21 protein-coding genes and 2 pseudogenes are annotated in these 21,867 nt (G+C 72.1%); 10 read left to right on the top strand and 13 right to left on the bottom strand.

Going from position 1 to position 21,867, the window contains the following annotated elements:
* Window positions 1-148 precede the first annotated feature (148 nt).
* A complete protein-coding gene (locus FB563_RS17540) occupies window positions 149-895 on the top strand; it encodes a DUF6227 family protein (RefSeq protein WP_055709647.1) in 747 nt (248 codons plus the stop codon).
* Window positions 896-933: 38 nt separating this feature from the next.
* Here the strand turns inward: FB563_RS17540 and FB563_RS17535 are convergent, their stop codons facing one another.
* The 5 genes from FB563_RS17535 to FB563_RS17515 all read right to left on the bottom strand — a co-directional run bounded on the left by FB563_RS17535 (window position 934) and on the right by FB563_RS17515 (window position 5,829).
* The gene (locus tag FB563_RS17535) at window positions 934-1,185 is read right to left on the bottom strand and encodes a hypothetical protein (protein ID WP_142218775.1); all 252 of its coding nucleotides are present in this window, start codon (window positions 1,183-1,185) and stop codon (window positions 934-936) included.
* Between the two features lie 118 nt (window positions 1,186-1,303).
* Window positions 1,304-3,490, bottom strand: a complete 2,187-nt coding sequence (locus FB563_RS17530) for a PTS fructose transporter subunit IIABC (protein WP_142218774.1) — start codon at window positions 3,488-3,490, stop codon at window positions 1,304-1,306.
* Between the two features lie 283 nt (window positions 3,491-3,773).
* Complete coding sequence (gene pfkB, locus FB563_RS17525; RefSeq protein ID WP_055707336.1) at window positions 3,774-4,721, bottom strand: 1-phosphofructokinase; 948 nt, start codon at window positions 4,719-4,721, stop codon at window positions 3,774-3,776.
* On the bottom strand, window positions 4,718-5,479 hold the full coding sequence (locus FB563_RS17520; protein WP_055707335.1) for a DeoR/GlpR family DNA-binding transcription regulator: 762 nt from the start codon (window positions 5,477-5,479) through the stop codon (window positions 4,718-4,720). Before FB563_RS17520 ends, pfkB begins: the two co-directional genes overlap by 4 nt.
* A gap of 194 nt (window positions 5,480-5,673) precedes the next feature.
* Window positions 5,674-5,829: a hypothetical protein gene (locus FB563_RS17515; protein WP_411573196.1), complete on the bottom strand. Its 156-nt coding sequence runs from the start codon at window positions 5,827-5,829 to the stop codon at window positions 5,674-5,676.
* Window positions 5,830-5,855: 26 nt separating this feature from the next.
* Between FB563_RS17515 and FB563_RS17510 the strand changes: the two are divergent.
* Window positions 5,856-6,326: pseudogene (locus FB563_RS17510) on the top strand (WYL domain-containing protein); the annotation flags it as partial.
* Here the strand turns inward: FB563_RS17510 and FB563_RS17505 are convergent.
* Window positions 6,323-7,204, bottom strand: coding sequence for a TetR/AcrR family transcriptional regulator (locus FB563_RS17505; protein WP_079048872.1), 882 nt, complete (start codon window positions 7,202-7,204; stop codon window positions 6,323-6,325). The pseudogene FB563_RS17510 and the gene FB563_RS17505 overlap by 4 nt on opposite strands.
* A gap of 313 nt (window positions 7,205-7,517) precedes the next feature.
* Between FB563_RS17505 and FB563_RS45200 the strand changes: the two are divergent.
* Window positions 7,518-7,760, top strand: a pseudogene (locus FB563_RS45200) (hypothetical protein); the annotation flags it as partial.
* A 974-nt stretch (window positions 7,761-8,734) separates the two neighbouring features.
* On the opposite strand, the gene FB563_RS17495 reads toward FB563_RS45200, so the two are convergent.
* Window positions 8,735-9,733 (bottom strand): sigma-70 family RNA polymerase sigma factor, encoded by a 999-nt coding sequence (locus FB563_RS17495; protein WP_055707333.1) that lies wholly within the window; start codon window positions 9,731-9,733, stop codon window positions 8,735-8,737.
* Between the two features lie 191 nt (window positions 9,734-9,924).
* Here FB563_RS17495 and FB563_RS17490 point away from each other — a divergent pair, with 191 nt between their 5' ends.
* Complete coding sequence (locus FB563_RS17490) at window positions 9,925-10,446, top strand: GNAT family N-acetyltransferase (RefSeq protein ID WP_055707332.1); 522 nt, start codon at window positions 9,925-9,927, stop codon at window positions 10,444-10,446.
* A 28-nt stretch (window positions 10,447-10,474) separates the two neighbouring features.
* Here the strand turns inward: FB563_RS17490 and FB563_RS17485 are convergent, their stop codons facing one another.
* Complete coding sequence (locus tag FB563_RS17485) at window positions 10,475-11,242, bottom strand: DODA-type extradiol aromatic ring-opening family dioxygenase (RefSeq protein WP_055707337.1); 768 nt, start codon at window positions 11,240-11,242, stop codon at window positions 10,475-10,477.
* Between the two features lie 155 nt (window positions 11,243-11,397).
* Here FB563_RS17485 and FB563_RS17480 point away from each other — a divergent pair, with 155 nt between their 5' ends.
* Complete coding sequence (locus FB563_RS17480) at window positions 11,398-11,907, top strand: MarR family winged helix-turn-helix transcriptional regulator (RefSeq protein WP_055707331.1); 510 nt, start codon at window positions 11,398-11,400, stop codon at window positions 11,905-11,907.
* A gap of 27 nt (window positions 11,908-11,934) precedes the next feature.
* Here FB563_RS17480 and FB563_RS17475 read toward each other — a convergent pair whose 3' ends face one another.
* Window positions 11,935-13,503 carry an MFS transporter gene (locus FB563_RS17475; RefSeq protein ID WP_199832876.1) on the bottom strand — a complete coding sequence of 523 codons (1,569 nt, stop codon included), beginning with the start codon at window positions 13,501-13,503 and terminating at the stop codon, window positions 11,935-11,937.
* 241 nt (window positions 13,504-13,744) lie between these two features.
* On the bottom strand, window positions 13,745-14,392 hold the full coding sequence (locus tag FB563_RS17470; protein WP_055707329.1) for a TetR/AcrR family transcriptional regulator: 648 nt from the start codon (window positions 14,390-14,392) through the stop codon (window positions 13,745-13,747).
* 278 nt (window positions 14,393-14,670) lie between these two features.
* Here FB563_RS17470 and FB563_RS17465 point away from each other — a divergent pair, with 278 nt between their 5' ends.
* Entirely contained in the window at window positions 14,671-15,984 is a 1,314-nt protein-coding gene (locus tag FB563_RS17465; RefSeq protein ID WP_055707328.1) for a M6 family metalloprotease domain-containing protein, read from the top strand.
* A 212-nt stretch (window positions 15,985-16,196) separates the two neighbouring features.
* Window positions 16,197-17,807 carry an IclR family transcriptional regulator domain-containing protein gene (locus FB563_RS17460; RefSeq protein WP_142218773.1) on the top strand — a complete coding sequence of 537 codons (1,611 nt, stop codon included), beginning with the start codon at window positions 16,197-16,199 and terminating at the stop codon, window positions 17,805-17,807.
* A gap of 155 nt (window positions 17,808-17,962) precedes the next feature.
* On the opposite strand, the gene FB563_RS17455 is transcribed toward FB563_RS17460, so the two are convergent.
* The 3 genes from FB563_RS17455 to FB563_RS17445 are packed head-to-tail and all read right to left on the bottom strand — an operon-like array spanning window position 17,963 to window position 18,868.
* Window positions 17,963-18,421 (bottom strand): DUF1707 SHOCT-like domain-containing protein, encoded by a 459-nt coding sequence (locus FB563_RS17455; protein ID WP_142218772.1) that lies wholly within the window; start codon window positions 18,419-18,421, stop codon window positions 17,963-17,965.
* Complete coding sequence (locus FB563_RS43520) at window positions 18,418-18,627, bottom strand: lantibiotic protein (protein WP_199832729.1); 210 nt, start codon at window positions 18,625-18,627, stop codon at window positions 18,418-18,420. The genes FB563_RS17455 and FB563_RS43520 overlap by 4 nt, the downstream gene beginning before the upstream one ends.
* A gap of 58 nt (window positions 18,628-18,685) precedes the next feature.
* The gene (locus tag FB563_RS17445) at window positions 18,686-18,868 is read right to left on the bottom strand and encodes a thiazolylpeptide-type bacteriocin (protein ID WP_055704505.1); all 183 of its coding nucleotides are present in this window, start codon (window positions 18,866-18,868) and stop codon (window positions 18,686-18,688) included.
* A gap of 465 nt (window positions 18,869-19,333) precedes the next feature.
* On the opposite strand from FB563_RS17445, the gene FB563_RS17440 reads away from it, so the two are divergent.
* From FB563_RS17440 to FB563_RS17430, 3 genes are all read left to right on the top strand, one after another.
* Window positions 19,334-19,534: a hypothetical protein gene (locus tag FB563_RS17440; protein WP_142218771.1), complete on the top strand. Its 201-nt coding sequence runs from the start codon at window positions 19,334-19,336 to the stop codon at window positions 19,532-19,534.
* 168 nt (window positions 19,535-19,702) lie between these two features.
* Window positions 19,703-20,758, top strand: a complete 1,056-nt coding sequence (gene lxmK / locus FB563_RS17435) for a class V lanthionine synthetase subunit LxmK (protein ID WP_234357595.1) — start codon at window positions 19,703-19,705, stop codon at window positions 20,756-20,758.
* A complete protein-coding gene (locus tag FB563_RS17430; RefSeq protein ID WP_055704502.1) occupies window positions 20,755-21,762 on the top strand; it encodes a T3SS effector HopA1 family protein in 1,008 nt (335 codons plus the stop codon). Before lxmK ends, FB563_RS17430 begins: the two co-directional genes overlap by 4 nt.
* Window positions 21,763-21,867 lie beyond the last annotated feature (105 nt).

Raw genomic sequence — 21,867 nt, 5'->3', positions numbered from 1 at the left:
TTTGACGGCATGTGGGGCCGCGCGGGAACTTCTCGCGCGGCCCGCGCGTTTTCCCGGCGTACGTTTTCTCGGTTCCCGGACATGATGTCCGACCGAGGGGCTACGGTATGCACCCACAAGGTGACATGCAGCAACGCCGGGAGAAACCTTGAGCGTTCCGTACGAGACGGCAGCGTACGAACCAGCCGAGTCGCCCGAGTCTCCTGAGGAGCATCTCGAGCGGCTCCTCGGCCGTGCCCTGAACTCCTTCGAGCTGCCCGACGAGGTGATTCGGCAGCTGGAGTGCGCGCTGGCGCATGACAGTTCGCTGCACTCCGCGTACCACAGCGCGGGGCTGCACCGGGAGACGTACCGGCACACCTGGCTGCTCGCGGACGGCTCCGCGGTCACGCTGTGGGAGCTCGTGCACAACCCCACGCCGGGCGGCGCCCCGGAGAGCGAGCTGTACGTCGACGAGGACGAGCTGCAGACGGCCACGGCGCGGCTCGGGATGCCGCCTCAGCCGCCGGAGTTCGAGCTGCCCGCGCTGATGCGGCTGTGGGCGATCCCGGAGCCGCGGCACGTGTTCGCCGCCGACGACTCGGCGGACCACGCGCGCCGGCTGCTGCGCCGTGCGGAGAATCCGGACCGGCCCGGTCCGGAGACGGCGGCGCTGCTGGCGACGTCGACGGCGCACGAGATCACGCAGGCGTTCGGGCGCCCGGGCCGCGCCGGGCGTGCGGGACTGAGCTACGCGCTGTACGAGCACGCGTTCCTGCTGCCGGACGGCAGCGAGCTCTCGCTGTGGGAGGTGGAGCACACGGCGACGCCGGACGGGCGCCACATGTGCGAGGTGTACATGTCGGAGGACGCGGCCCGGGACGCGATGGAGCGGCGCGCGGCGCGGCAGGCGTAGGGGGGCGTTCCGGGGGGCGGGGGACGGCGCCCGTCCGGTCAGTGATCGCCGAGTCGCCGTATCAGTCCGGCGAAGGCGTCCTGTTCCGCCGGGGTGAGTTCCACCTTCTCCAGCGCGGGGCCGGCCTGCGGCTGGCGCGGCAGGACCGGGAGATGAACAGCCGGGAGCTCTCGCAGGGCCGCCGCGCGGAAGCGGCGCAGCAGGCGTATGACGACGATCGCCCAGGCCACGCCGGCCAGGGTGAGGGCGACCGCGCCCGCAGACTGGAGAGTCGAGACATGCTCTGGCATGGGCCCAGTACACACCACGGTCCGGGACTGTGGTCCCGGACCGTGACGTATCTCGCATGTGCCGTGAACAACTCACAGCGAACTAAAGGGACAAGGGCGGACGGGGCGAGTGCAGTGGTCACGCCGCCACGGGCTGCTTGGTCTCCTTCGTCGTGGCGTCCGCGTTCGGGGCGGGCTCGGTGGCCGCGGTCTCCGGGGTCTGCTTGCGCATGCCCTTGAGGAGGACGACCAGGGCCGTGGTGGCGCAGACGCCGGCCGCGATGGCGATGAGGTACAGGAACGGGTTGCCGATCAGCGGGACCACGAAGATGCCGCCGTGCGGGGCGCGCAGGGTGGCGCCGAAGGCCATCGACAGGGCGCCGGTGAGTGCGCCGCCGATCATCGCCGAGGGGATCACGCGCAGCGGGTCGGCCGCCGCGAACGGGATCGCGCCCTCGGAGATGAAGGAGGCGCCCAGGACCCAGGCGGCCTTGCCGTTCTCGCGCTCGGTCCGCGTGAACAGCCTGCCGCGCACAGTGGTGGCGAGGGCCATCGCCAGCGGCGGGACCATGCCGGCCGCCATCACCGCGGCCATGATCTTCATCGCGGAGTCGCTGGGGTTCGAGACCGCGATGCCGGCGGTGGCGAAGGTGTAGGCGACCTTGTTGACCGGACCGCCCAGGTCGAAGCACATCATCAGGCCGAGCAGGGCGCCGAGCAGGATCGCGTTGGTGCCGGTGAGGCTGTTCAGCCAGTCGGTGAGGCCCTTCTGCGCGGTGGCGATGGGCTTGCCGATCACGACGAACATCAGGAATCCGACGATCGCCGCGGAGATCAGCGGGATCACCACCACCGGCATGATGCCGCGCAACGCCGCGGGGATCCGCACCCGCTGGATGGCCAGCACCACGCCACCGGCGATCAGACCGGCCGCGAGGCCGCCGAGGAAGCCCGCGTTGATGGTCACCGAGATCGCGCCACCCACGAAGCCGGGGACCAGGCCCGGCCGGTCGGCCATGCCGTAGGCGATGTAGCCGGCCAGGACCGGCACCAGGAAGCCGAAGGAGACGACGCCGATCTGGAACATCAGAGCGCCCCAGCTGTCGGCCTGGGTCCACACGAAGTGGTCCATCACCGACGGCGCCTTGTTGATCTTGTAGCCGCCGATGGCGAAGCCGAGGGCGATGAGGAGGCCGCCCGCGGCGACGAACGGAACCATGTAGCTCACGCCGCTCATCAGCCACTTGCGGAGCTTGGTGCCGTAGCCCTCGGTGGAGTCGCCCGCGCGCTCGACCGGCGTGCCGCCCGACGCGGCCGCCGGCGCACTCGTCTCGCCGCGCGCCGCCTTCCCGCGCACCTCCGTGATGAGTTCGGCGGGGCGGTTGATGCCCGCCTTCACCCCGACGTCGACGGTCGGCTTGCCGGCGAAGCGGTCCTTGTCGCGTACGGGGACGTCGTGCGCGAAGATCACGGCGTCCGCCGCCGCGATCAGCGCCGGGTCCAGCCGGGTGAAGCCGGCCGAGCCCTGGGTCTCGACGACGAGTTCGACGCCCGCCTCGCGTCCCGCGTTCTCCAGGGACTCGGCCGCCATGTACGTGTGCGCGATGCCGGTCGGGCAGGAGGTCACCGCGACGATGCGGAAGGGGCGCTCACCGGAGTCGGTGGCACCCGGCGCCGGGGCGGATCCGCTCTCGGCGGCCGCGCCCGGTGCCGGGGCCGTGGTGTCCGCTGCGGCGCCGGCGGAGGCCGCCACCGGCGTCGCAGCGGAGTCTTTGGAGGCGCTCACGGCGCCCTGCGCGGCGCCCGCGCCCGCGCTCTCCACGGCCGCGCCCGCGTCCCCGCCCTCCTCGGTAGTGGCCGCCGGCACCTGTGCCGTGCTCGGCGTCTCGTCCCCGCGGATCAGCGCCGCCGCCGTCCGCGCGTCGGTCACCGCGCGCAGCGCCGAGGTGAAGTCGGCGTTCATCAGCTGGCGGGCCAGTGAGGAGAGGATCGTGAGGTGGGCGTCGTCGGCGCCGGCCGGGGCCGCGATCAGGAAGATCAGGTCGGCCGGACCGTCCGCGGCGCCGAAGTCGATGCCGGCGGCGCTGCGGCCGAAGGCGAGGGTCGGCTCGGTGACGTGCGCGCTGCGGCAGTGCGGGATGCCGATGCCGCCGTCGAGGCCGGTCGGCATCTGCGCCTCGCGGGCGGCCACGTCGGCGAGGAAGCCCTCCAGGTCGGTCACCCGGCCCTGGCTCACCATGCGCTCGGCGAGGGCGCGCGCCGCCGCTTCCTTGGTGTCGGCGGACAGGTCGAGGTCGACCAGGTCCGCGGTGATCATGTCGCTCATCGCGGGCTCCTATGCACGCGTATCGCCCGGGGAGAGGGGTGGGCGGAAAGGGGGACGGGGGTGCGGTGGGGGAATGAGGTCGTGCGGGAGGCGGGGTCGGGGAAACTCCGCCTTCCCGAGGCGGCACGGTGGCGGCTCAGGTGGCCGGGCCGCCCCCGGACAGCGACGAGTAAGGGGGCGCCTCGCCGCTTGGGCGCCGGTGGCGTGGAGTCCGGGCGTGCGGGCGTGGGGCGTGCGCCCAGATGCCGGGTGCCCGGGCGGGTGCCACGAAACGCGAACCCGGTCACGGCACCGGCTCCGTGAGTTCGCGGTCGAGGGGGATCTCGGCCGTGACGGTCACCGCCGACGGGTCCAGGTCGGCGGGGGTCGGCATGACGCTGCCAGGGAGCTGGACGGCGGCGGCGCCGTGGGCGACGGCGGAGGCCAGGGCCTCGGGGCCGCTCCCGCCGGCGATCAGGAAACCGGCGAGGGAGGAGTCGCCGGCACCGACGTTGCTGCGGACGGTGTCCACGTGGGCGGTGGCGAACCAGGCGCCCGCGTCCTCCACGAGGATCTGCCCGTCGGCGCCCAGGCTCGCGAGCACGGCGCGCGCGCCCATGCCGCGCAACTCCTCGGCCGCCTTCAGGGCGTCGCCCACGGTGGCCAGGGGGCGCCCGACGGCTTCCGCGAGCTCCTCCGCGTTGGGCTTCACCACGTCGGGCTGCGCGCGCAGCGCCTCCAGGAGCGCACGACCCGAGGCGTCCAGCGCGATGCGTGCGCCCCCGGCGTGGGCCCGCGTGACGACATCGGCGTACCACGAGGGGGCGAGTCCCCGGGGCAGGCTGCCGCAGCACGCGATCCAGTCGGCGTCGCGCGACTGCTCGCGCACGGTGTCCAGGAGGAGCTCCTGTTCGGCCGCCGACAGCTCCGGCCCCGGCGCGTTGATCTTCGTGAGCACTCCGTCGGACTCGGCGAGCGCGATGTTGGAGCGGGTGTCCCCGGCGACCGGGACCGGCGCGACCTCGATGCCCTGCGCGTCGAGCAGGTCGGCGACGAGCGCCCCCGGCGCACCACCCAGGGGCAGAACGGCGACCGTACGCCGGCCGGCGGCCGCGACGGCGCGCGAGACGTTCACGCCCTTGCCACCGGGGTCCATGCGCTCGGTCTCGGCACGGATGACCTCGCCGCGCTTCAGGGCCTGGACCTCGTAGGTGCGGTCGAGGGAGGGGTTGGGGGTGACGGTGAGGATCATGCGCGCACTACTTCCGTGCCGCCGCGCTCGATGGCGGCGGCGTCTTCGGGGCTCAGCCCGTTGTCGGTGATCAGCAGGTCCACGTCGCTCAGGTCGCCGAAGCGGGCGAAGTGCTCCTGGCCGTGCTTGGAGGAGTCGGCCAGCAGCACCACGCGGCGGGCGGCGGCGACCGCGGCCCGCTTGACCGCGGCCTCGGCGAGGTCCGGGGTGGTCAGGCCGTGCTCGGCGGAGAAGCCGTTCGCCGCCACGAACAGCACGTCGGCGCGGATCTCGCCGTACGCGCGGAGTGCCCAGGCGTCCACGGCGGCGCGCGTACGGTGCCGTACGCGCCCCCCGACCAGGTGGAGCTGGATGCCCGGGTGGTCGGCGAGGCGGGCGGCGATGGGCAGGCTGTGCGTGACGACGGTGAGGGAGGCCTCCAGCGGGATCGCGGCGGCGACCCGGGCGACCGTCGTACCGGCGTCGAGGATCATCGTGCCCTCGGTCGGCAGTTCGGCGAGGGCGGCCTTGGCGATGCGGTCCTTCTCGTCGGCGGCGGTGGACTCGCGCTCGGTGAGGTCCGGTTCGAAGTCCAGGCGGCCGACCGGGATGGCACCGCCGTGCACGCGGCGGACGAGTCCGGCGCGGTCGAGGGCCTTCAGATCGCGGCGGATCGTCTCCGCGGTGACCTGGAACTCCTCGGCGAGCGACAGCACGTCCACCCGGCCGCCGTCACGGGCGAGCCGGAGGATCTCCTGCTGCCGTTCCGGTGCGTACATGTCGTTGGCCTCCGCCTCGATGTCCGTTCGCTTCCGGGTGATGCCCGAACGTGTGGCTTCGATGCGAGGCTACGCCCGGATTTCCGGAAAGTAAACAGGTTCAGACCCGAAGCGGGCATGATCGGACGTCCGTGGGCGCTCGGAGCAGCAGAGAGGCCCGGCACCTGGGGGGTGACGGGCCTCGTCGTGACTGGTCAGGCCACCAGTTCCGGTTCCCGTTCGGCCACGGCCGGCTCCGCTCCGGCCCCCTCCATGTGCTGAGCCGACCGTCTCGGCAGGGCGGACATCAGCAGGAAGATCGCGCCCATGATCCCGGCGACCCACCCCAGCGCGTACTGGAAGGCGTGCACGAGGGCCGGGCCGACCCGGGCCGGGGTCGACCGGGCGCCGGTGGTACCTCGTCGCGTACGACCTCGACCGCGGCGACTGGCGGACCTTCCGGGTGGACCGGGTGAGCTCGCCGTTCGCGACCGGAGTCAGCTTCGTGCCAGGGGAGTTGCCGACCGGGAGCGCGGCGGAGTACCTGCGGCGGTCCATCCACCGGCGGCAGGAGACCTACGCGTTCGCGGTGCGGTTCGTCGCGCCGGCGGAGCAGGTCTCCGCCCGCCTGTCGGCGTGGCTCGGGGCGCCGGAGGACGACGGCGAGGGAGGTTGTGTGCTGCGGGGCAGCGTCAGTGATCCCCCGGAGTGGCTGGCGGTGCGGCCGGCGATGGCGGGGTACGAGTTCACGGTGCACGGACCGGATGAACTGGGGGCAGCGGTACGGGAGTTGGGTGGTCGGCTGAGCCGGGCCGGGGCGGACGCCCCCGAGCGGGAAGCCCTCGGTGACGGCCTGGCCCAGACCTAGCCCTCGCCCCACTGGAAGTCCCGCAGGGACCGGAGGTTGCGCAGCGCCAGGGCCGCGGGGCCCTCCGGGCCGCTGGGCGGGGAGGAGGAGGTGGCCCAGGACTCCACGGCCACGCGGACGGCAGTGCCGGCGACGGCCGCGGCGAAGCGGAGGCCGGGGGTCACCTGTGCGGGGGCCGTGGGCCCCGGGGCAGTGGTGTCGCGTCGCCCTTCGACCGCGTCGGCCTCACCGCTTCCGGGGTCGTCACCACTTCCGGCTGCGGCCTCACCGCTTCCGGCGTCGTCACCGCTTCCGGCTGCGGCCTCACCGCTTCCGGCGTCGTCACCGCTTCCGGCTGACCCGACTCCCGTACCGCGTCGGCCGCTTGACGCAATCCGGTGCGCCAGGATCTCGGCCAGGGTCTGCTCCGACGCCTGGCAGACCTCTGCCCAGACCTTGCGCAGGGCGGGGCTGGAGTCGGCGAGGCGGATCAGGGTGCGGACCCATTCCCAGGACGCCACCGAGACACCCGCGCCGGGGGTGAAGGTGTGGTGTACGGCGTGCTCCAGGGCCTCGGGAACACTGAGCCGGTCCGGGGCCGAGCGGACCGCTTCCGCCCAGCGCTGCGCGCCTGCCGCGTAGAGGGGGGCGACCGCCTCCTCCTTGGTGGCGAAGTAACGGTAGAAGGTGCGCGGTGCGATGCCGGCGGCCTGTGCGATGTCCTCGGCGCGGGTCGCCCGCAGGCCCTGGCGGACGAACAGGGCAGCCGCCGCCCGGGCGATCTCCATCCGGGTCTCGGCCTTGCGCCGTTCGGTCAGCGAGACCGGCGCGGGGGCGGAAGGCGGCCGGCGGTCGGTGCTGGGGAAGATGCCCCTGGTGGCGCTGGGGGTGGTGCTCATCCCGGCAGGCTATGCCCATGTGGCAGAATCTGCCATCCGACGGTCCACCCCGGGGTTCAGGTACGGGGTGGGCCGTCGCTCCAGGACGCTCCACCGCCCCGCCCACCGCGCGGACTTGAGCCTCCCGCCGGGGAAGACCGGAAGGCGGGCTCATGCACTCCGGCATCTCGCACTCGATCGATGAACCGGCCCGGCGCACCGGGCTGTCGGTCAGGACGATCCGTTTCTCTTCGGCTCGGCGTCTCGTGGCACGGCGAGCCGCACGCCGGCCGGTTACCGCCGCTACGGCCCCGAGGCGGTCGCCCGGCCGGCGCTCGTACGGACACTGCGCGAACTCGGCCTCGGCCTGGAGGTGATCCGGCGGATCGCGGACCGGCCGCTCTCCTGGGCCGGGTCGCCGCCGAACAGGCGGCCGCACCGGACGTGCAGATCAGTGTGCTGCGCCTGCGCCGGGCGGTGCTGTCCGCCGTGTCCGCCAGGCGTGAGCCGACCCTGGAGGAGATGGAGCTCATGCGCCGGTTGGCGACCCTGTCCGCAGCGGAACGGCGACGCCTGACTAACGGTTTCCTCGGCGCAGTCTTCGAGGCACCGTCCCCGCCCTCACACCCCGGCCCTCACCGGCAGGCACACCTCACCCCGCCAAGACCGGGCTACGATGTTCCCTCACCTCCGAGTTCCAGGAGCACGCGGGGAATCGGAACGGGCCCGAGCAGAGCGTGGCCACACCGCCCGCGCCGGATGTCGTCGCTGTCGCCCGGGATGTCGTGGGCACCGCTCTGGCGTCCGGCACCGGGCCCGAAGCGCCGGAAGCGGATGCCGACGTCGCGGCCCTCGTCAGCCGGTGCGCCCCCGCCTCCGGGCAGGCCGGCCACCGTCACGCCGTACGCGTGGCTGCTCCAGCGCCTCGAATCCGCGCGCGAACCCCGCAGGGACGCCTGCCTCTGCCTGCCGGCCGTCGTCAACGGGCGGCCGGCTCCCGAGCCGGTGCCCCCGGTGATCGACTGGGCGACCGCGGCGTTGCGTGCGCGGGCGGTGGCTTGATGCCAACGTTCGGATTCGAGTGACGCGTTGACGGATCCCACCCCTCAACCGGCCCGAACACAGGGGATGTTGCCTATGGAGACACAGATGAAGCCGGGCCCCGGCACCCGGGGGGGATAGGTGCCGAGGCCCGGCTGGGAAGGTCCCGGCGCCGGGGGGGGATGAGCGTCGGGACCTGGCTGTGCGGGTCGGGTCGTGCGGGTGGGCGCGTGGGGTCGGCCGGTCTGTGCGGTGCGTGGGGAGTGCGGTTCCGGGGCCTGGCTGCTGTGGGGCCCGCAAGGGTTGTTCCCGTGGGCCCGGCAGTTGAAGCGATGGGACCACGCCATGTTTGCGCCGTCCTCCGCCACCGGCGTGCGCTCCCTCAGGCACCGTACGCCCACAGGCACCAGGCGTTGCGCAGCGCCGCGCCCCGGCGTCGCGCCCCTGCCTCCCCTCACAGGCACCCCCTCACCGCACCGGCACCGGCACCGGCACCGGCACCCGAACCCCTTACGCCGCCGCGTCGAAGCCGGTCTGGCGGGCCAGCTTCTTCAGTTCGAGCAGAGCGTGCTTCTCGATCTGGCGGATGCGTTCGCGGGTCAGGCCGTGCTCCTTGCCGACCTCGGTCAGGGTGCGCTCGCGGCCGTCCTCGATGCCGTAGCGCATCTTGATGATGGAGGCCGTGCGCTGGTCCAGGCGGCCGATCAGGTCGTCCAGTTCCTCGCTGCGCAGGAGGGTGAGGACGGACTGCTCGGGGCTGACCGCGGACGTGTCCTCCAGCAGGTCGCCGAACTGGGTCTCGCCCTCGTCGTCCACCGACATGTTCAGCGAGACGGGGTCGCGTGCCCAGTCGAGGACGTCGATGACGCGCTCCGGCGTGGCGCCCAGCTCCGCGGCGATCTCCGCGGGCTCCGGGTCGCGGCCGTTCTCCCGGTTGAACTCGCGCTGGACGCGGCGGATGCGGCCCAGCTCCTCCACCAGGTGGACGGGGAGCCGGATGGTGCGGGACTGGTCGGCGATGGAGCGGGTGATGGCCTGACGGATCCACCAGGTGGCGTACGTCGAGAACTTGAAGCCCTTGCGGTAGTCGAACTTCTCGACCGCGCGCACCAGGCCGGCGTTGCCCTCCTGGATCAGGTCGAGGAGCGGCAGACCGCTACGGGGGTAGCGGCGCGCCACCGCCACGACCAGGCGGAGGTTGGACCGGATGAAGATGTCCTTGGCCCGCTCGCCGGCGGCGACCAGGGCCTGGAGCTCCTCGCGGGTGGCGTCCGACGCGGACTCCTCCTCGCCGTCGAGGACCTGCTGCGCGAACACACCCGCCTCGATGGTCTGGGACAGCTCGACCTCCTTTGCGGCGTCGAGCAGCGGCGTACGCGCGATCTCGTCGAGGTACATGCCGACCAGGTCGCGGTCCGCGATCTCGCCGCCATGAGCGCGAACACTGCTTGCCGAGTCGGCCGTCTCGCCGGTGGCGGACTGACGACGGGCGACGGCACGGGTTGCCATGCGTGCTCCCTTGCGATGGTGGGCTGGCGGGTGGTCCTGATGAACGCTCGGCATCGGGGGAGTGTCTCTGGCGACTCTCTCCGAGTGCCCTGCATCCGTGGGAAACAACGACTGGAATCCGGACAGAATTCCCAACCCGCCCCCCAATTTTTCTGATCATGCAGTACCCTGTCCGCCACACGGGAGGCGCGATGCCGACGCAACGCACAGAGGTGCAGGTCAGAGCGGGGGCCGAGGGTGATCTCGACGCCCTCACGGCGATCTACAACCACTACGTACGCGAGACGGCCATCACGTTCGATACCGCGATCTTCACTCCGGAAGAGCGCCGCCCTTGGCTGCTCTCCCACCCGGAAGACGGCCCGCACCGCCTGATGGTTGCCACAGATGCGGAGTCACAGGAGATTCTGGGGTACGCCACATCCAGCCCTTACCGCCCGAAGCCCGCGTACGTCACGTCCGTGGAGGTCTCGGTCTACGTCGCCCCGGACGCCGGACGCCGCGGGATCGGGTCGCTCCTCTACGACGCCCTCTTCAAGGCGCTGGCCGGCGAGGACGTGCACCGCGCCTACGCCGGGATCGCGCAGCCCAACGAGGCCTCCGAGCGGCTGCACGCCCGCTTCGGCTTCCGGCACGTCGGCACGTACCGCGAGGTCGGCCGCAAGTTCGGCCGCTACTGGGACGTGGCCTGGTACGAGAAGGACCTCGGCTAGGGGCACGGCCCCGGCCGGGACGCGCGGCTCACCCGAACTGCACCGACCGCTTCGCCATGCCCATCCAGAACCCGTCGATCACGGACCTCTGGGCGTCGAGCTCGCCGCCCGCCTCCGCCGCGCCCATGGTGACGAAGAGCGGGGCGAAGTGCTCGGTGCGCGGGTGGGCGTAGCGGCCGGCCGGGGCCTTGTCCAGGAAGTCCAGCAGGGCGTCCCAGTCGCGGGCCTCCAGCGCGCGCCGGCCCCAGTCGTCGAACTCGGAGGACCAGCTGGGCACGCCCGTCCCCGCGTACCGCAGGGCGGCCAGGTTGTGGGTGAAGAAGCCGGAGCCGACGATCAGCACACCCTCGTCGCGCAGCGGCGCCAGCTTGCGGCCTATGTCCATCAGCCGCACCGGGTCGAGGGTGGGCATGGATATCTGCAGGACGGGGATGTCGGCGGCCGGGAACATCTCGACGAGGGGGACGTAGGCGCCGTGGTCGAGGCCGCGGTCGGGGATGTCCTGGACGGGGGTGCCGGGGGCGCGCAGCAGCTTGCGGACGGACTCGGCGAGCTCCGGGGCGCCGGGGGCGGCGTACCGCACCTGGTAGTAGTGCTCGGGGAAGCCCCAGAAGTCGTAGACGAGTGGGACGGTCCGCACCGCGCCCAGCGCGAGCGGGGCCTCCTCCCAGTGGGCGGAGACCATGAGGATCGCCCTGGGCCGGGGCAGAGCGGCGGACCAGGCGGCGAGCTGGCCGGGCCAGACGGGGTCGTCGGCGAGCGGCGGGGCGCCGTGGCTGAGGTACAGCGCGGGCATGCGCTCCTGCGCGACGGTGTGCGTCTCCTGTGCGGCGGAGGACATGGCGGCGGCTCCAGCAGTCGATCCAGATGCTTTAACTCTCAAGCTCTATACCGACAACGGTACGCCCGACTTGTTCAAGTTTCAAGGAGCTGCCTCGTACAGTGGGACACATGAACACGGCACCCGGCTCCGCCGCACAGCACCGCTGGCTCACCGACGAGGAACAGCGCGTCTGGCGCGCCTATCTGCACGCCACCACCCTGCTGGAGGACCACCTCGACCGGCAGCTGCAGCGCGACGCGGGCATGCCGCACATCTACTACGGCCTGCTCGTCGGTCTCGCCGAGGCCCCGCGCCGCCGGCTGCGGATGACCGAGCTGGCGATGCAGGCGAAGATCACCCGCTCCCGGCTGTCGCACGCGATCGCGCGGCTGGAGAAGAACGGCTGGGTGCGCCGCGAGGACTGTCCCTCCGACAAGCGCGGCCAGTTCGCGGTGCTCACCGACGAGGGCGCCGAGGTGCTCGCGCGCACCGCCCCCGGCCATGTGGACGCCGTACGGCAGGCGATGTTCGACCGGCTCAGCCCGCAGCAGCAGAAGGCCCTCGGCGAGATCATGGAGATCATCGCCGAGGGCCTCCAGCCCGATGAAGTGGGTGCGGACCTGCCCTGGCTCCGCTAGATCACTGGTGAATCACCGTACGGGTGCTCAGTGGGCCACCACCGGCACCGGCACCTCGTCCTCGATGCCCTCGCCCTGCCCCTCGCCGGAGATCACCTCGGTGCCGCCCGGGCGGCCGGCGTTGACGAAGGTGAAGGCGATCAGGGCGGCGAGCCCGAGGATGCCCACGGCGAACCAGATCGCCATGCTGTAGCCGTGCACCATGCCCTGGAGCTTCACCAGCTCCTGCTGCGGCCTGGCGGCGGCACCGGCGATGTGGCCCTTGACGTAGGACGTGGTCGCCGAGGCCGCGATGGTGTTCAGCAGGGCGGTGCCGATCGCGCCGCCCACCTGCTGCGAGGTGTTGACCATCGCGGAGGCGACACCGGCGTCCCGCGGCTGGACACCCTGGGTGGCCAGCGACATCGCCGGCATGAACGCCGTACCCATGCCGAGGCCGAGCAGCACCATGGCGGGCAGCAGCTGGGTGAGGTAGGCGGAGTCGATCTTCAGCTGGGTCAGGATGAGCATGCCCAGACCGGCGACCAGGAAGCCGGGGCCCATCAGGAAGCGGGCCGGGACCCGGGTCATCAGCCGGGTGCCGATCTGCGTGGAGCCGGTGATCATGCCGGCCACCATCGGCAGGAACGCGAAGCCGGTCTTGACCGGCGAGTAGCCCTTCACGACCTGGAGGTAGTAGGTCAGGAAGAGGAACAGGCCGAACATGCCGATGATCGCGAGGCCGAGCGAGAGGTAGATGCCGCCGCGGTTGCGGTCGGTCACCACGCGCAGCGGCAGCAGGGGGGCCTTGACCCGGGACTCGACCCACGCGAACGCGGTGAGCAGCACGACGGACGCGATGAACATGGCGATGGTGACCGCGTCGCTCCAGCCGTCGGACTCGGCACGGGTGAAGCCGTAGACGAGGGCGACCAGGCCGAGGGTGGACAGGACCACGCCGGGGATGTCGAGCGGGGAGCGGTTTCGGCCGCCCTCGGGCTCACGGATGACGAAGTAGGCGCCGAGCGCGGCGACGACGGCGAACGGGATGTTCACGAAGAAGGTCCAGCGCCAGTTCAGGTACTGGGTGAGGAAGCCGCCGAGGATCAGGCCCACGGCACCGCCACCGCCGGCGATGGCGCCGTAGATGCCGAACGCCTTGGCGCGCTCACGGGCGTCGGTGAACATCACCGCGAGCAGCGAGAGCGCGGCCGGGGCCAGCAGGGCACCGAAGACGCCCTGGAGGGCGCGGGCGCCGAACATCATCGCGCCGCTGGTGGCGGCACCGCCGAGCGCGGAGGCGAGGGCGAAGCCGGTCAGACCGGTGACGAAGGCGCGCTTGCGGCCCCACTTGTCGGCGATACGGCCGCCGAAGAGCAGCAGACCGCCGAAGGCGAGGGCGTAGGCGGTGACGACCCACTGCCGGTTGCCGTCGGATATGCCGAGGTCGGTCTGGGCGTGGGGCAGGGCGATGTTCACGATGGTGGCGTCGAGGACGACCATCAGCTGGGCGAGCGCGATGAAGACGAGCGCTTTCCAGCGATTGGCGTCGCCGGACTGTGCGGCGAAGCCGGCCGGCGCGGTGGCGCCGGGAGCCTTACGGGCGGTATCGGACATGGAGGTACCCACTTCGGGACTTCGTGACGGAAAAAGACGAGGTAGGAGAACTACGGAGGACTAGGGAGGAGTACGGAGGAGTACGGAGGAGTACGGAGGAGTACGGAGAAACAGGACGGCAAAGCGGCAGGCGCAGGGAACGGCTCGTCGACGCTGACGGCCGGAAGGTCGGGCGTACAGGGCGTACAGCTCGTACGAAGGGACGTACGGGTGGACTGGGATCGGGAGCCGAACTAATCGGTCAGCACTCGCGCAGCTCCTTGATGGTCACGGCCGTGCCCGGCAGGGCGGAGCGGGCGGGCGCCCGCAGGCCGTCGAGGAAGATCTGAAGGTGGCGGTGGACGAAACGGTCGCCGCGCAGGCAGTCCGTGCCGGCCGGGGGCCGGCTCAGCTGGGCCACGGCGATCATCAGGTCGCCGACCCCGACGTCGGACCGGAGCTGTCCGGCCGCCACGGCCCGGCCCATGACCTCCTCGACGAGCTGCTCGACGCGCTCGCGGGAGGCCTCCAGGTCGGGGTGGTGCTTGTCGAAGCTGCTGGAGATCATCGGGCAGAGCGCGCTGATCCGCTCGTCGGCGGAGGCGTGCACGAACCGCTCCAGCGCGGCGAAGGCGTCCCCGGTCTCGGCGAGGGCCACCTCGGCCGCCTCGGCCGTACGGTCCATGACGGAGCAGACGACCTCGCGGACCAGGGCCTCACGGTCGGGGAAGTTGCGGTACACCGTGGCGTTGCCGACGCCGGCCCGGCGGGCGATCTCGTCGAGCGGCACGTCCGGGCCGTGCTCGACGAACATCTCCCGGGCGGCGGTGACGATCCGCTCCCGGTTGCGCACGGCGTCGGCGCGCGGCCGGGTCACCTTGCGCGGTGCGGGGATGCTCGCGGTCGGCACGGTGTACTCCTCGAAGAGGCGGGGGCGATCCGGGGAGGCAGTCCCCGGTTCGCTCGGACACACGGTTAAACGGGGAGAGGGTCCCCGGTTATTTCCCGCCCACAAAAAGAGCGCCTGTGACCTGAGACACACTCACCTCCCGCCGGAATTCACTCCCGTGCGGACCGGCATTCCCACGATCGGTCTCCTCCAGCGAGCGGCCCGCACCCCGCCGACACAGGGTGAGCGCAAGGGTGCAGCCGACAGACCACGGCTGCCGTGGAGCGAGAGGCCCATGCATGCAGCCGCAGCCACCCCGCCGCCGCATACGCCCCGCTGTACGCCCCGCTCGCACCCGCCGTCGCATACGCCCGCGCCGGACGGCCGCTCTCGCCGCGGTGACCGCGCTGACCCTGGCGGTCGGCACCTCGGCCGGGACCGGACGCCTGCCGGCGCCCACCACCGCCGGGCCCATCGGCACGGCCCGCTCCGCCCTCGCGCCCTGCGCGGTCCAGGGTGCCGTCGACGTACAGATGACCGAGGGCCTGCCCACCCCGCACGGCTACGCCCACTCCACGGGCACGCTCCACGCCCTGACCCTGATGGTCGACTTCTCCGACGCGCCCGGAAAGGGCAGCGCCATGGACCGCTTCCACGAGTTCTTCCCGCAGACCCAGGAGTGGTTCCGCACCGCGTCGTACGGCCGCCTGGACTACGAGCCGGAGACCCCGATCACCACATGGCTGCGGATGCCCAAGCCCTTCAAGGGGTACGGCATAGAGCGCGGCGCGCCCTTCGACCCCGGCTACCGGCAACTGGTGCAGGACATCGTGGCCGCGGCCGATCCGAAGGTGGACTTCCGCGCGTACGACATCCTCAACGTCCTGGTCACCCCCAACGCCGGCCCCTCCGCCCTGGACACGGTCCTGTCCGTGACCTTCGCCGGCAACGGCGACGCCCCGGTCGCCGACGGCGTCACCATCGCCAACGCGTCCTTCGTCTACTCCCGCCAGGACGACGGCTCCGGCTCCTACTCCCGCACCGGCTACCGGGTGCTGCCGCACGAGAACGGCCACACCTTCGGCCTGCCCGACCTGTACACACAGGAGGGCGGGAGCGCGGTCGGGCACTGGGACATCATGAGCGAGGACTGGGGGGCCGACAACGACCTGCTCGGCTGGCACAAGTGGAAGCTGGGCTGGCTGGACGGCTCCCAGGTGGGCTGCGCGGCGGCGCGGGGCAGCGTCGAGTACGCGCTGACACCGCTGTACCGGCCGGGCGGCGGAAAGCTGGTCCTCGTCCCCGTCGACGCGCGCAGTTCGTACGCCCTGGAGGTGCGGGAACAGGGCGGCAACGACGAGGTGGTGTGCCGGCCGGGTGTGCTGATCTACAAGGTGGACGGCACCATCGACACCGGACGCGGACCGGTCACGGTGTACGACAGCCACCGGGACAGCGGCGGCTGCACCCGCAGCCCCAACGTCCAGGCAGAACTCTCCGACGCCCCCTTCTCCCCCGGCGAGACCTTCAAGGACCCGCGCCACGGCGTCACCGTGCAGGTGGTCAGCAGGGACGAGGACGGGAACTACCGGGTGCGGGTGACACGGAAGTAGGGGAGGCAGGGGGAAGCAGGGGCGTACCGAGGCACCGGAAGCGTGCGCTCGCCGTGCCGGGCCATGGGAGCTGACGGCAGGGACATGGCAGAAGTACCGGTGGCCCCCCACCCCCGCTGTCGTGGCCGCGGGAACGGCCACGGCGGCGCCGTCCCGTGACGCCCGCTCGGCGGTTTACCGTAGGCCTGCCCGAACGCCGTACCGGAGAGCCGATGCCCGCGAAGACCGCACTGGATGCCGACGCCCGTGTCGAGACGGGGGAAGCGGTCGGGCCGTTGCTGCGCGGGGTCGGGGTGCTGCGGCGGCTGACCGAGGCGGGCGGCACGCTGAGCCCGAGCGCACTGGAACGGGCCACCGGCCTCGCCCGCTCCACGGTCGACCGGATCACCGCGACCCTCTCCCGGATGGACTACGTCCGCCTCGACGGCCGGGACGTGGTCCTGGCCCCCCGCGTGATGGAGCTGGGCAACGCCTACCTGGCCGCCCTCCGCCTGCCCGCGCTGCTCGGCGCCCACGCCGACGCCCTCGCCGACGAACTGGACGAGTCGGTGTCACTCGCGGTCGCCGACCTCGACGGCATCCGCTTCATCCACCAGGCCACCCGCCGCCGCGCGATGTCCGTCAGCTTCCGCATCGGCGACCTGCTCCCGGCCGAACGCACCGCCCCCGGCCCCCTGTTCGCGACCGAGTGGACCGAGCCGGACTGGACCCGCTGGCGCGCCCGCCGCGCCGCGGACCCGACGGACGCGACCTTCCCCTCCGTACCCCCGCAACAGGTGCCCGCCGACGACTCCGCCTTCCCGGCACGGGTGGAGCGGGCCCGCCGGGACGGCTGGGCCGTGGACGACCAGCTCATCGAACCGGGCCTGGTCGCGATCTCCGTACCCGTACGGCACCCGGGCACCGGCCGGCCCGCCTGCGTGGCGAGCGTGGTCAGCCACACCAGCCGCCACTCGGCGACCGACCTGCGCGCCACCCTCCTCCCCCGCCTTCGTACGGCGGTGGCGGCGATGGAGTCCGAACTGCGCACCGCCCCCCCGCCCGAGCCGGGCCCGCCGCCCTCGGGCCTCGCGACCTGGACCACGGCGTCCAAACACCGACTGGGCCGGGACTTCGTGGAGTCCCTGGCGCGCGGCCTGACCGTGCCGGCCGCCTTCGGCGAGGGCCGCGCGGCGCTGTCCCTGAGCGAGGTGGCCCACGCGACCGGCCTGGCCCGGGCCACGGCCCGCCGCGCGCTGCTCACCCACGAGCACCTGGGCCTGGTGTCGGCACAGCCGGACCGCACCTTCACCCTCACCCCGCGCGTCCTCGGCCTCGGTTTCCCTCCCCTGTCCCGGACCACCCTCCCCCGCCTGGCCGAGCCGCACCTGCGCTCCCTGGCGAACCGCCTGCACGAGCCGACCGCGCTGGCGGTCCTCACCCCCGACGGCACGGAGATCCAGTACACGGCCGGAGCGGGCACGAGCCGCGTCCTGACGGTCCACATCACCGTCGGCGCCCGCCTGCCCGCCGCCGCGACCTCCCTCGGCCGCGTCCTCCTCGCCGACACCCCCTCCTCCCTCCCCCCGCCCCTCGCCGAGGTCCGCGCCCGGGGCTACGCCCTGGTCGACGAGGAACTGGAGTCGGGCCTGCGATCCATCGCCGTACCGCTGCGGGACCGGGCCGGCCGTGCGGTCGCCGCCGTGAACGTCGCCACCCACGCGGCCCGCCGCACCCTGGAGGACTGCGTCCACGACATCCTCCCCGCGCTCCGCACGACCGCCGACCGCATCGAGTCCGACCTCCACACGGCGTCCCGCTTCACCCACATCCCCACGTCCTGAACCGCCCACCCACGCCTTCGTGGGCCTTGAGCAAAACTTTAAAGCCACAGGTCAGGGGCCTGTCGATGCAGAGCAAAGAAACCCCCACTGCGGGGTGGTGCCGGATCGCAGTCGAGGGCGCTGTCCGCGCTGCGGGGACGGTGAGCGGACCGGCGTCAGCCGTGGCGGCGGGACCGGGCGCCTCGGAGGAGGGACTCAACCGCGTAGGTCACCGGTGGGGTGAGGAACATGAACAGCCAGTTACCGGTGGCGGTTGTGAGGCCCACCGCCGCAACGGCACCCACGGGGACACTCGCCCGGGTCAGGCGTTCCCGTACGGTCGGCCGGTGAGGGGACGTGGCCGCCGGCGCGGCGGGCTCCGGGCGGTGGAGGTGCGGCTCGGGCAGGTCCGTGAAGAGGGCCGACAGGTCCTCGCGGGAGACGGCCTCCTGAGCGGCCGCGAGGCGGTCCCCGTACTCGTCGATGCTCAGCCGGCCCTCGCGGCTGTGCTCGGTCAGGGCCTCGATGGCCCGCTCGCGCGCGTCGTGGCCGATGCGGAGCTTTTGGCTTCGTAGGCTCGTTCGCCTGCTGATCCTGACGGCGTCACGCCCGTGCCGACTTGCTGCCTCGGTCATCTCCGGTCAAAGGTTCGGCAGGACCTTGTCGATGAACAGGCGCAAGCTGGGCTCCATCGTGCTGGACGAGCAGCTGCTGTCGCAGCTGGTGCTGTGGCGTTGAGCAGCACGCCCTGGGTGTCCGGGTAGTCGTTGATCTCGAACGTCTCGGACTCCAGGGCCAGCATCTCCTGGGCCAGGTCAGCCAGATCCGTCTTCGGGGTCATGTGCGTTCTCCTCACAATGGTGGATGGGCCGTCGGTGCGACGGTGGATGGGGACGCTGTCAGGCGCAGCTGCAGCTCGTGGTGCTCGTCGTGCTGGACGAGCAGCTGCTGCTGTCGCAGCTCGTGGAGCTGACGCCGAGCAGCTTGCCCTGGCTTTCGGCGTAGTCCTCGATCTCGAAGGTCTCCGCCTCCAGCGCCGGCATTTCCTGGGTCGGATCGGCCAGTTCGGTCGTCATCGCCATGCGGTTCTCCTTTCTACGGCGCGTCGGCCATGGCACGGCCGGTCGGACGGGCGGCGCCGGACCCGCGGGGTGCGACGACGACCGCGCGTGTGGCAGGGCGGCGGCGGTGGACGTCGAGCGGCTGCGACACCTCCCCTCCACGGTGTGCGTGTCGCGAGCCCAGGTGGTAGCACCCTTCCCAGGGCGGAGCGCGGCCGACGGGCGCGGCCGCTCCAGGGGATGGCGCGGCCGCGGCGAGGGGAGGTGGACACCCGATCGCATGCCCTGATCTCGGCCACCCGAAAGGCACTGGGCCGAGCCAGGACCGGGATGGCCGATTGCCGTGAAGGTGCGGCGGTTGCATGAAGCTGCGCCGACGAAATGCAGGTGCACCGCCGTCTGCAGCAAGTTGACATCCGATTCCATGGTTCCGGCCCCTGCGCGCTGGCAGAGTTTTCCTCAGACGAAGTAACCAGGGGGAACGAAATGAGCAAGGAATTCATCGCCGGTAACGCCCGACGGATTGTCGCTGCTGTGGGCGCTGCGCTGACGATTGTGGTTTCGCCGGTGTTCGCCGGTTCGGCTTTCGCTGCGGGGAGCGGCGACAAGGCTTCGGTCTCGGTCGGGATCCAGGCCCACGTCAACGGCTGGCAGCTGGAGTCGATGGACGTCAACGGCTGGCAGTAGCCGGGCCGTCGGCATCAGGCTGCGAGCACGATCCGTTCGTGTCGGATCACGACTATGCGAGGAATAATGAGCGGAAATACTTCCGTCATCGCGCGCCCTGCCCTTGAGAACTCGGCGAATCCCGCCGCACCGGCATTCAAGCCGCGCGATCTGGACGATTTTCCGGTTGTGGACGCTTTGCTCGACGATCTGGGTCTCGGCCCGTTCCTGCGGGATTCGCTGGTGGCCCCGGTCGGGCGGAACGATTCGTGGGCCGGGCAGACCGTCGGCGGGCGCCGGGTGTTCGTCAAGCGCCTGATCGGCCCCGAGGAGGACGTGCGCGCCCGGATGGGCCGGATGCTCGCCTTCGAGCGGTTCGCCACCGGCCTGCCGGCGGCTGCCCTGCGCGGGCCCGCCTTCCTCGGCAGCGACGAGGAGAACCATCTGGTGGTCTTCGAATACGTCAACGGCGCCCGTAACGGTGCCGAGCTGATGGTCGACGAGACCTTCGGCGAGGAACTCGCCGAGCAGATCGGGCGGGCCATCGGGCTGCTGCACGCGGCCCCGGTGGCGCCGGAAGCGGGACTCGACCGTTCGGTGCCGCCGCACCCGCCGCTGAACCTCCTGCGTGGCATGTCGCTGCCGCTGTTCGAGACGCTCACCTTCGCCGAGCTCCAGGGCTGGCGGCTGATGCAGCAGGACGAGGCACTGGTCCAGGCGGTGTCGGCGCTGCGCGAGCAGGAGCAGCACACCCCACGCGTCCCGTCCCACTGCGACCTGCGGGTGGATCAGTTCCTCGTTCTGGGCGACGACTTCCTTGTCACGGACTGGGAGGAGTTCCGGCTCGCCGACCCCGCCCGCGATGTGGGCGCGTTCGCCGGCGAGTGGCTGTACCGGTCGGTGCTGGACATCGTCACCACCCGCGGTGACACGGTCTTCCTCGACGCCGAACTCACCCATGAACTCGTGCTCAGCCGGGGCGTGGCGAAGATGCAGCGTCTACTGCCCCTGATCGAGAGCTTCTGGCACGGCTACCGGTCCACCCGGCCGGACTTCGACGCCGGCCTGCCGGTCCGCGCCACCGCCTACGCCGGCTGGCACCTGCTGGACCGGCTGATGGCGGGCGGCTCCCGTGCCTCCCGGCTCTCCGGCATCGAGCGGGCGGCCGCGGGCATCGGGCGGGCCGCGCTGCTGGCACCGGAGAAGTTCGCAACCACGCTCGGCTTTTCGAAGGAAGAGGTATGAGCACCAATGACGAGGGCCTGCCGGGCTGGTACCGGGCGGTGGCCCATCAGCTGACGGTGGCACCCAACCTGTCACGTGCGACCGTCGCCGACCGCGAGATCGAGACGGACAATTCCCGCGACATGCGCCGGATGCTGGCTGAGGCGCTCTACGACATCCTGCACGCCGGCCAGCATGTGGAGAAGGGCGAACTGTCCTTCCGGCTGCGCGAGGAGGGTTTCGAGGCCCACCTGGCCACCGCCGTGCCGCACGAGCGGACCACGGCTCCCGCCCTCGTCCTCCGCCCCGCCGAGGACGACGGCAAGGGCGGCACCCGGCTGCTGGTGGAGCGCGACGGCGTGAAGCTGTGGCTGCCCGCCGGGCTGGTCCGCGACGCCGACACCGCACGGGAAGGCCAGGTGGTGGCGGTCACCGTCCCGGCCAGGCGCCCCGCGCTCTCCCCCGGCTTCTTCGTGGTCGACGGCACCACGCCGCGCAGCCCGCACCGCGAACTGCTCCGCCTGTATGTGCACCTGGACGGCTGGGAAGCTGCCGCCCCGGTCTGGGCACAGGTCCTGGAGTACCTGGAGGAGCGCGACGTCGCCTACCGGTCCAAGGTGCTGTCCGCCAAGGCGCTCTACCCGCGCCGTGACGCGCTCGTCGTCTACCTCGGCCAGGAGTCCTGGGACCACATCGCCGCGCTGGCCGCGCTGCTCGACGGCCTGCCCGGGGTGGCCCCCGAATCCTCGGTCTTCGCCCAGCGGATCGTCCCCGGGGTGTCGGTCGCCTGGGAGCCGGACGACCGCAGCCCCGGAATGCAGGGGCTCAGCTTCGGCCAGCACCGTGCCACCGCCCTCGCACACGCCCTGATGGACAGTGCCGCCGGTGGCGAACCGCTGGCCGCGGTGCTCCGCGCCAGGTTCACCGAGGCCGGCATCGATCCGGACAACCCGGCTCGCAACCTCGACTCGCCCCGCTTCCCGGCCTTCCACGTGCCGTGCCCGGCTGTGCCCGTACCCGCCTGACCGGCCGTCCCGATCCGCAGGTCGCGCGATCCGTCCCCCGTATCGCGCGGCCTGCCCCAGCCCCACCGTCTCCTGCAAGCGGCGCTGACGCGATTGCTGGGAGCG

Origin of the sequence: Streptomyces puniciscabiei (genome assembly GCF_006715785.1) — a bacterium.
In the GTDB taxonomy this organism is placed as follows: Bacteria; Actinomycetota; Actinomycetes; order Streptomycetales; family Streptomycetaceae; genus Streptomyces; species Streptomyces puniciscabiei.
The sequence above is the reverse complement of the archived record's forward strand: the minus strand, read 5'-3'. Positions and strand labels throughout refer to the sequence as shown.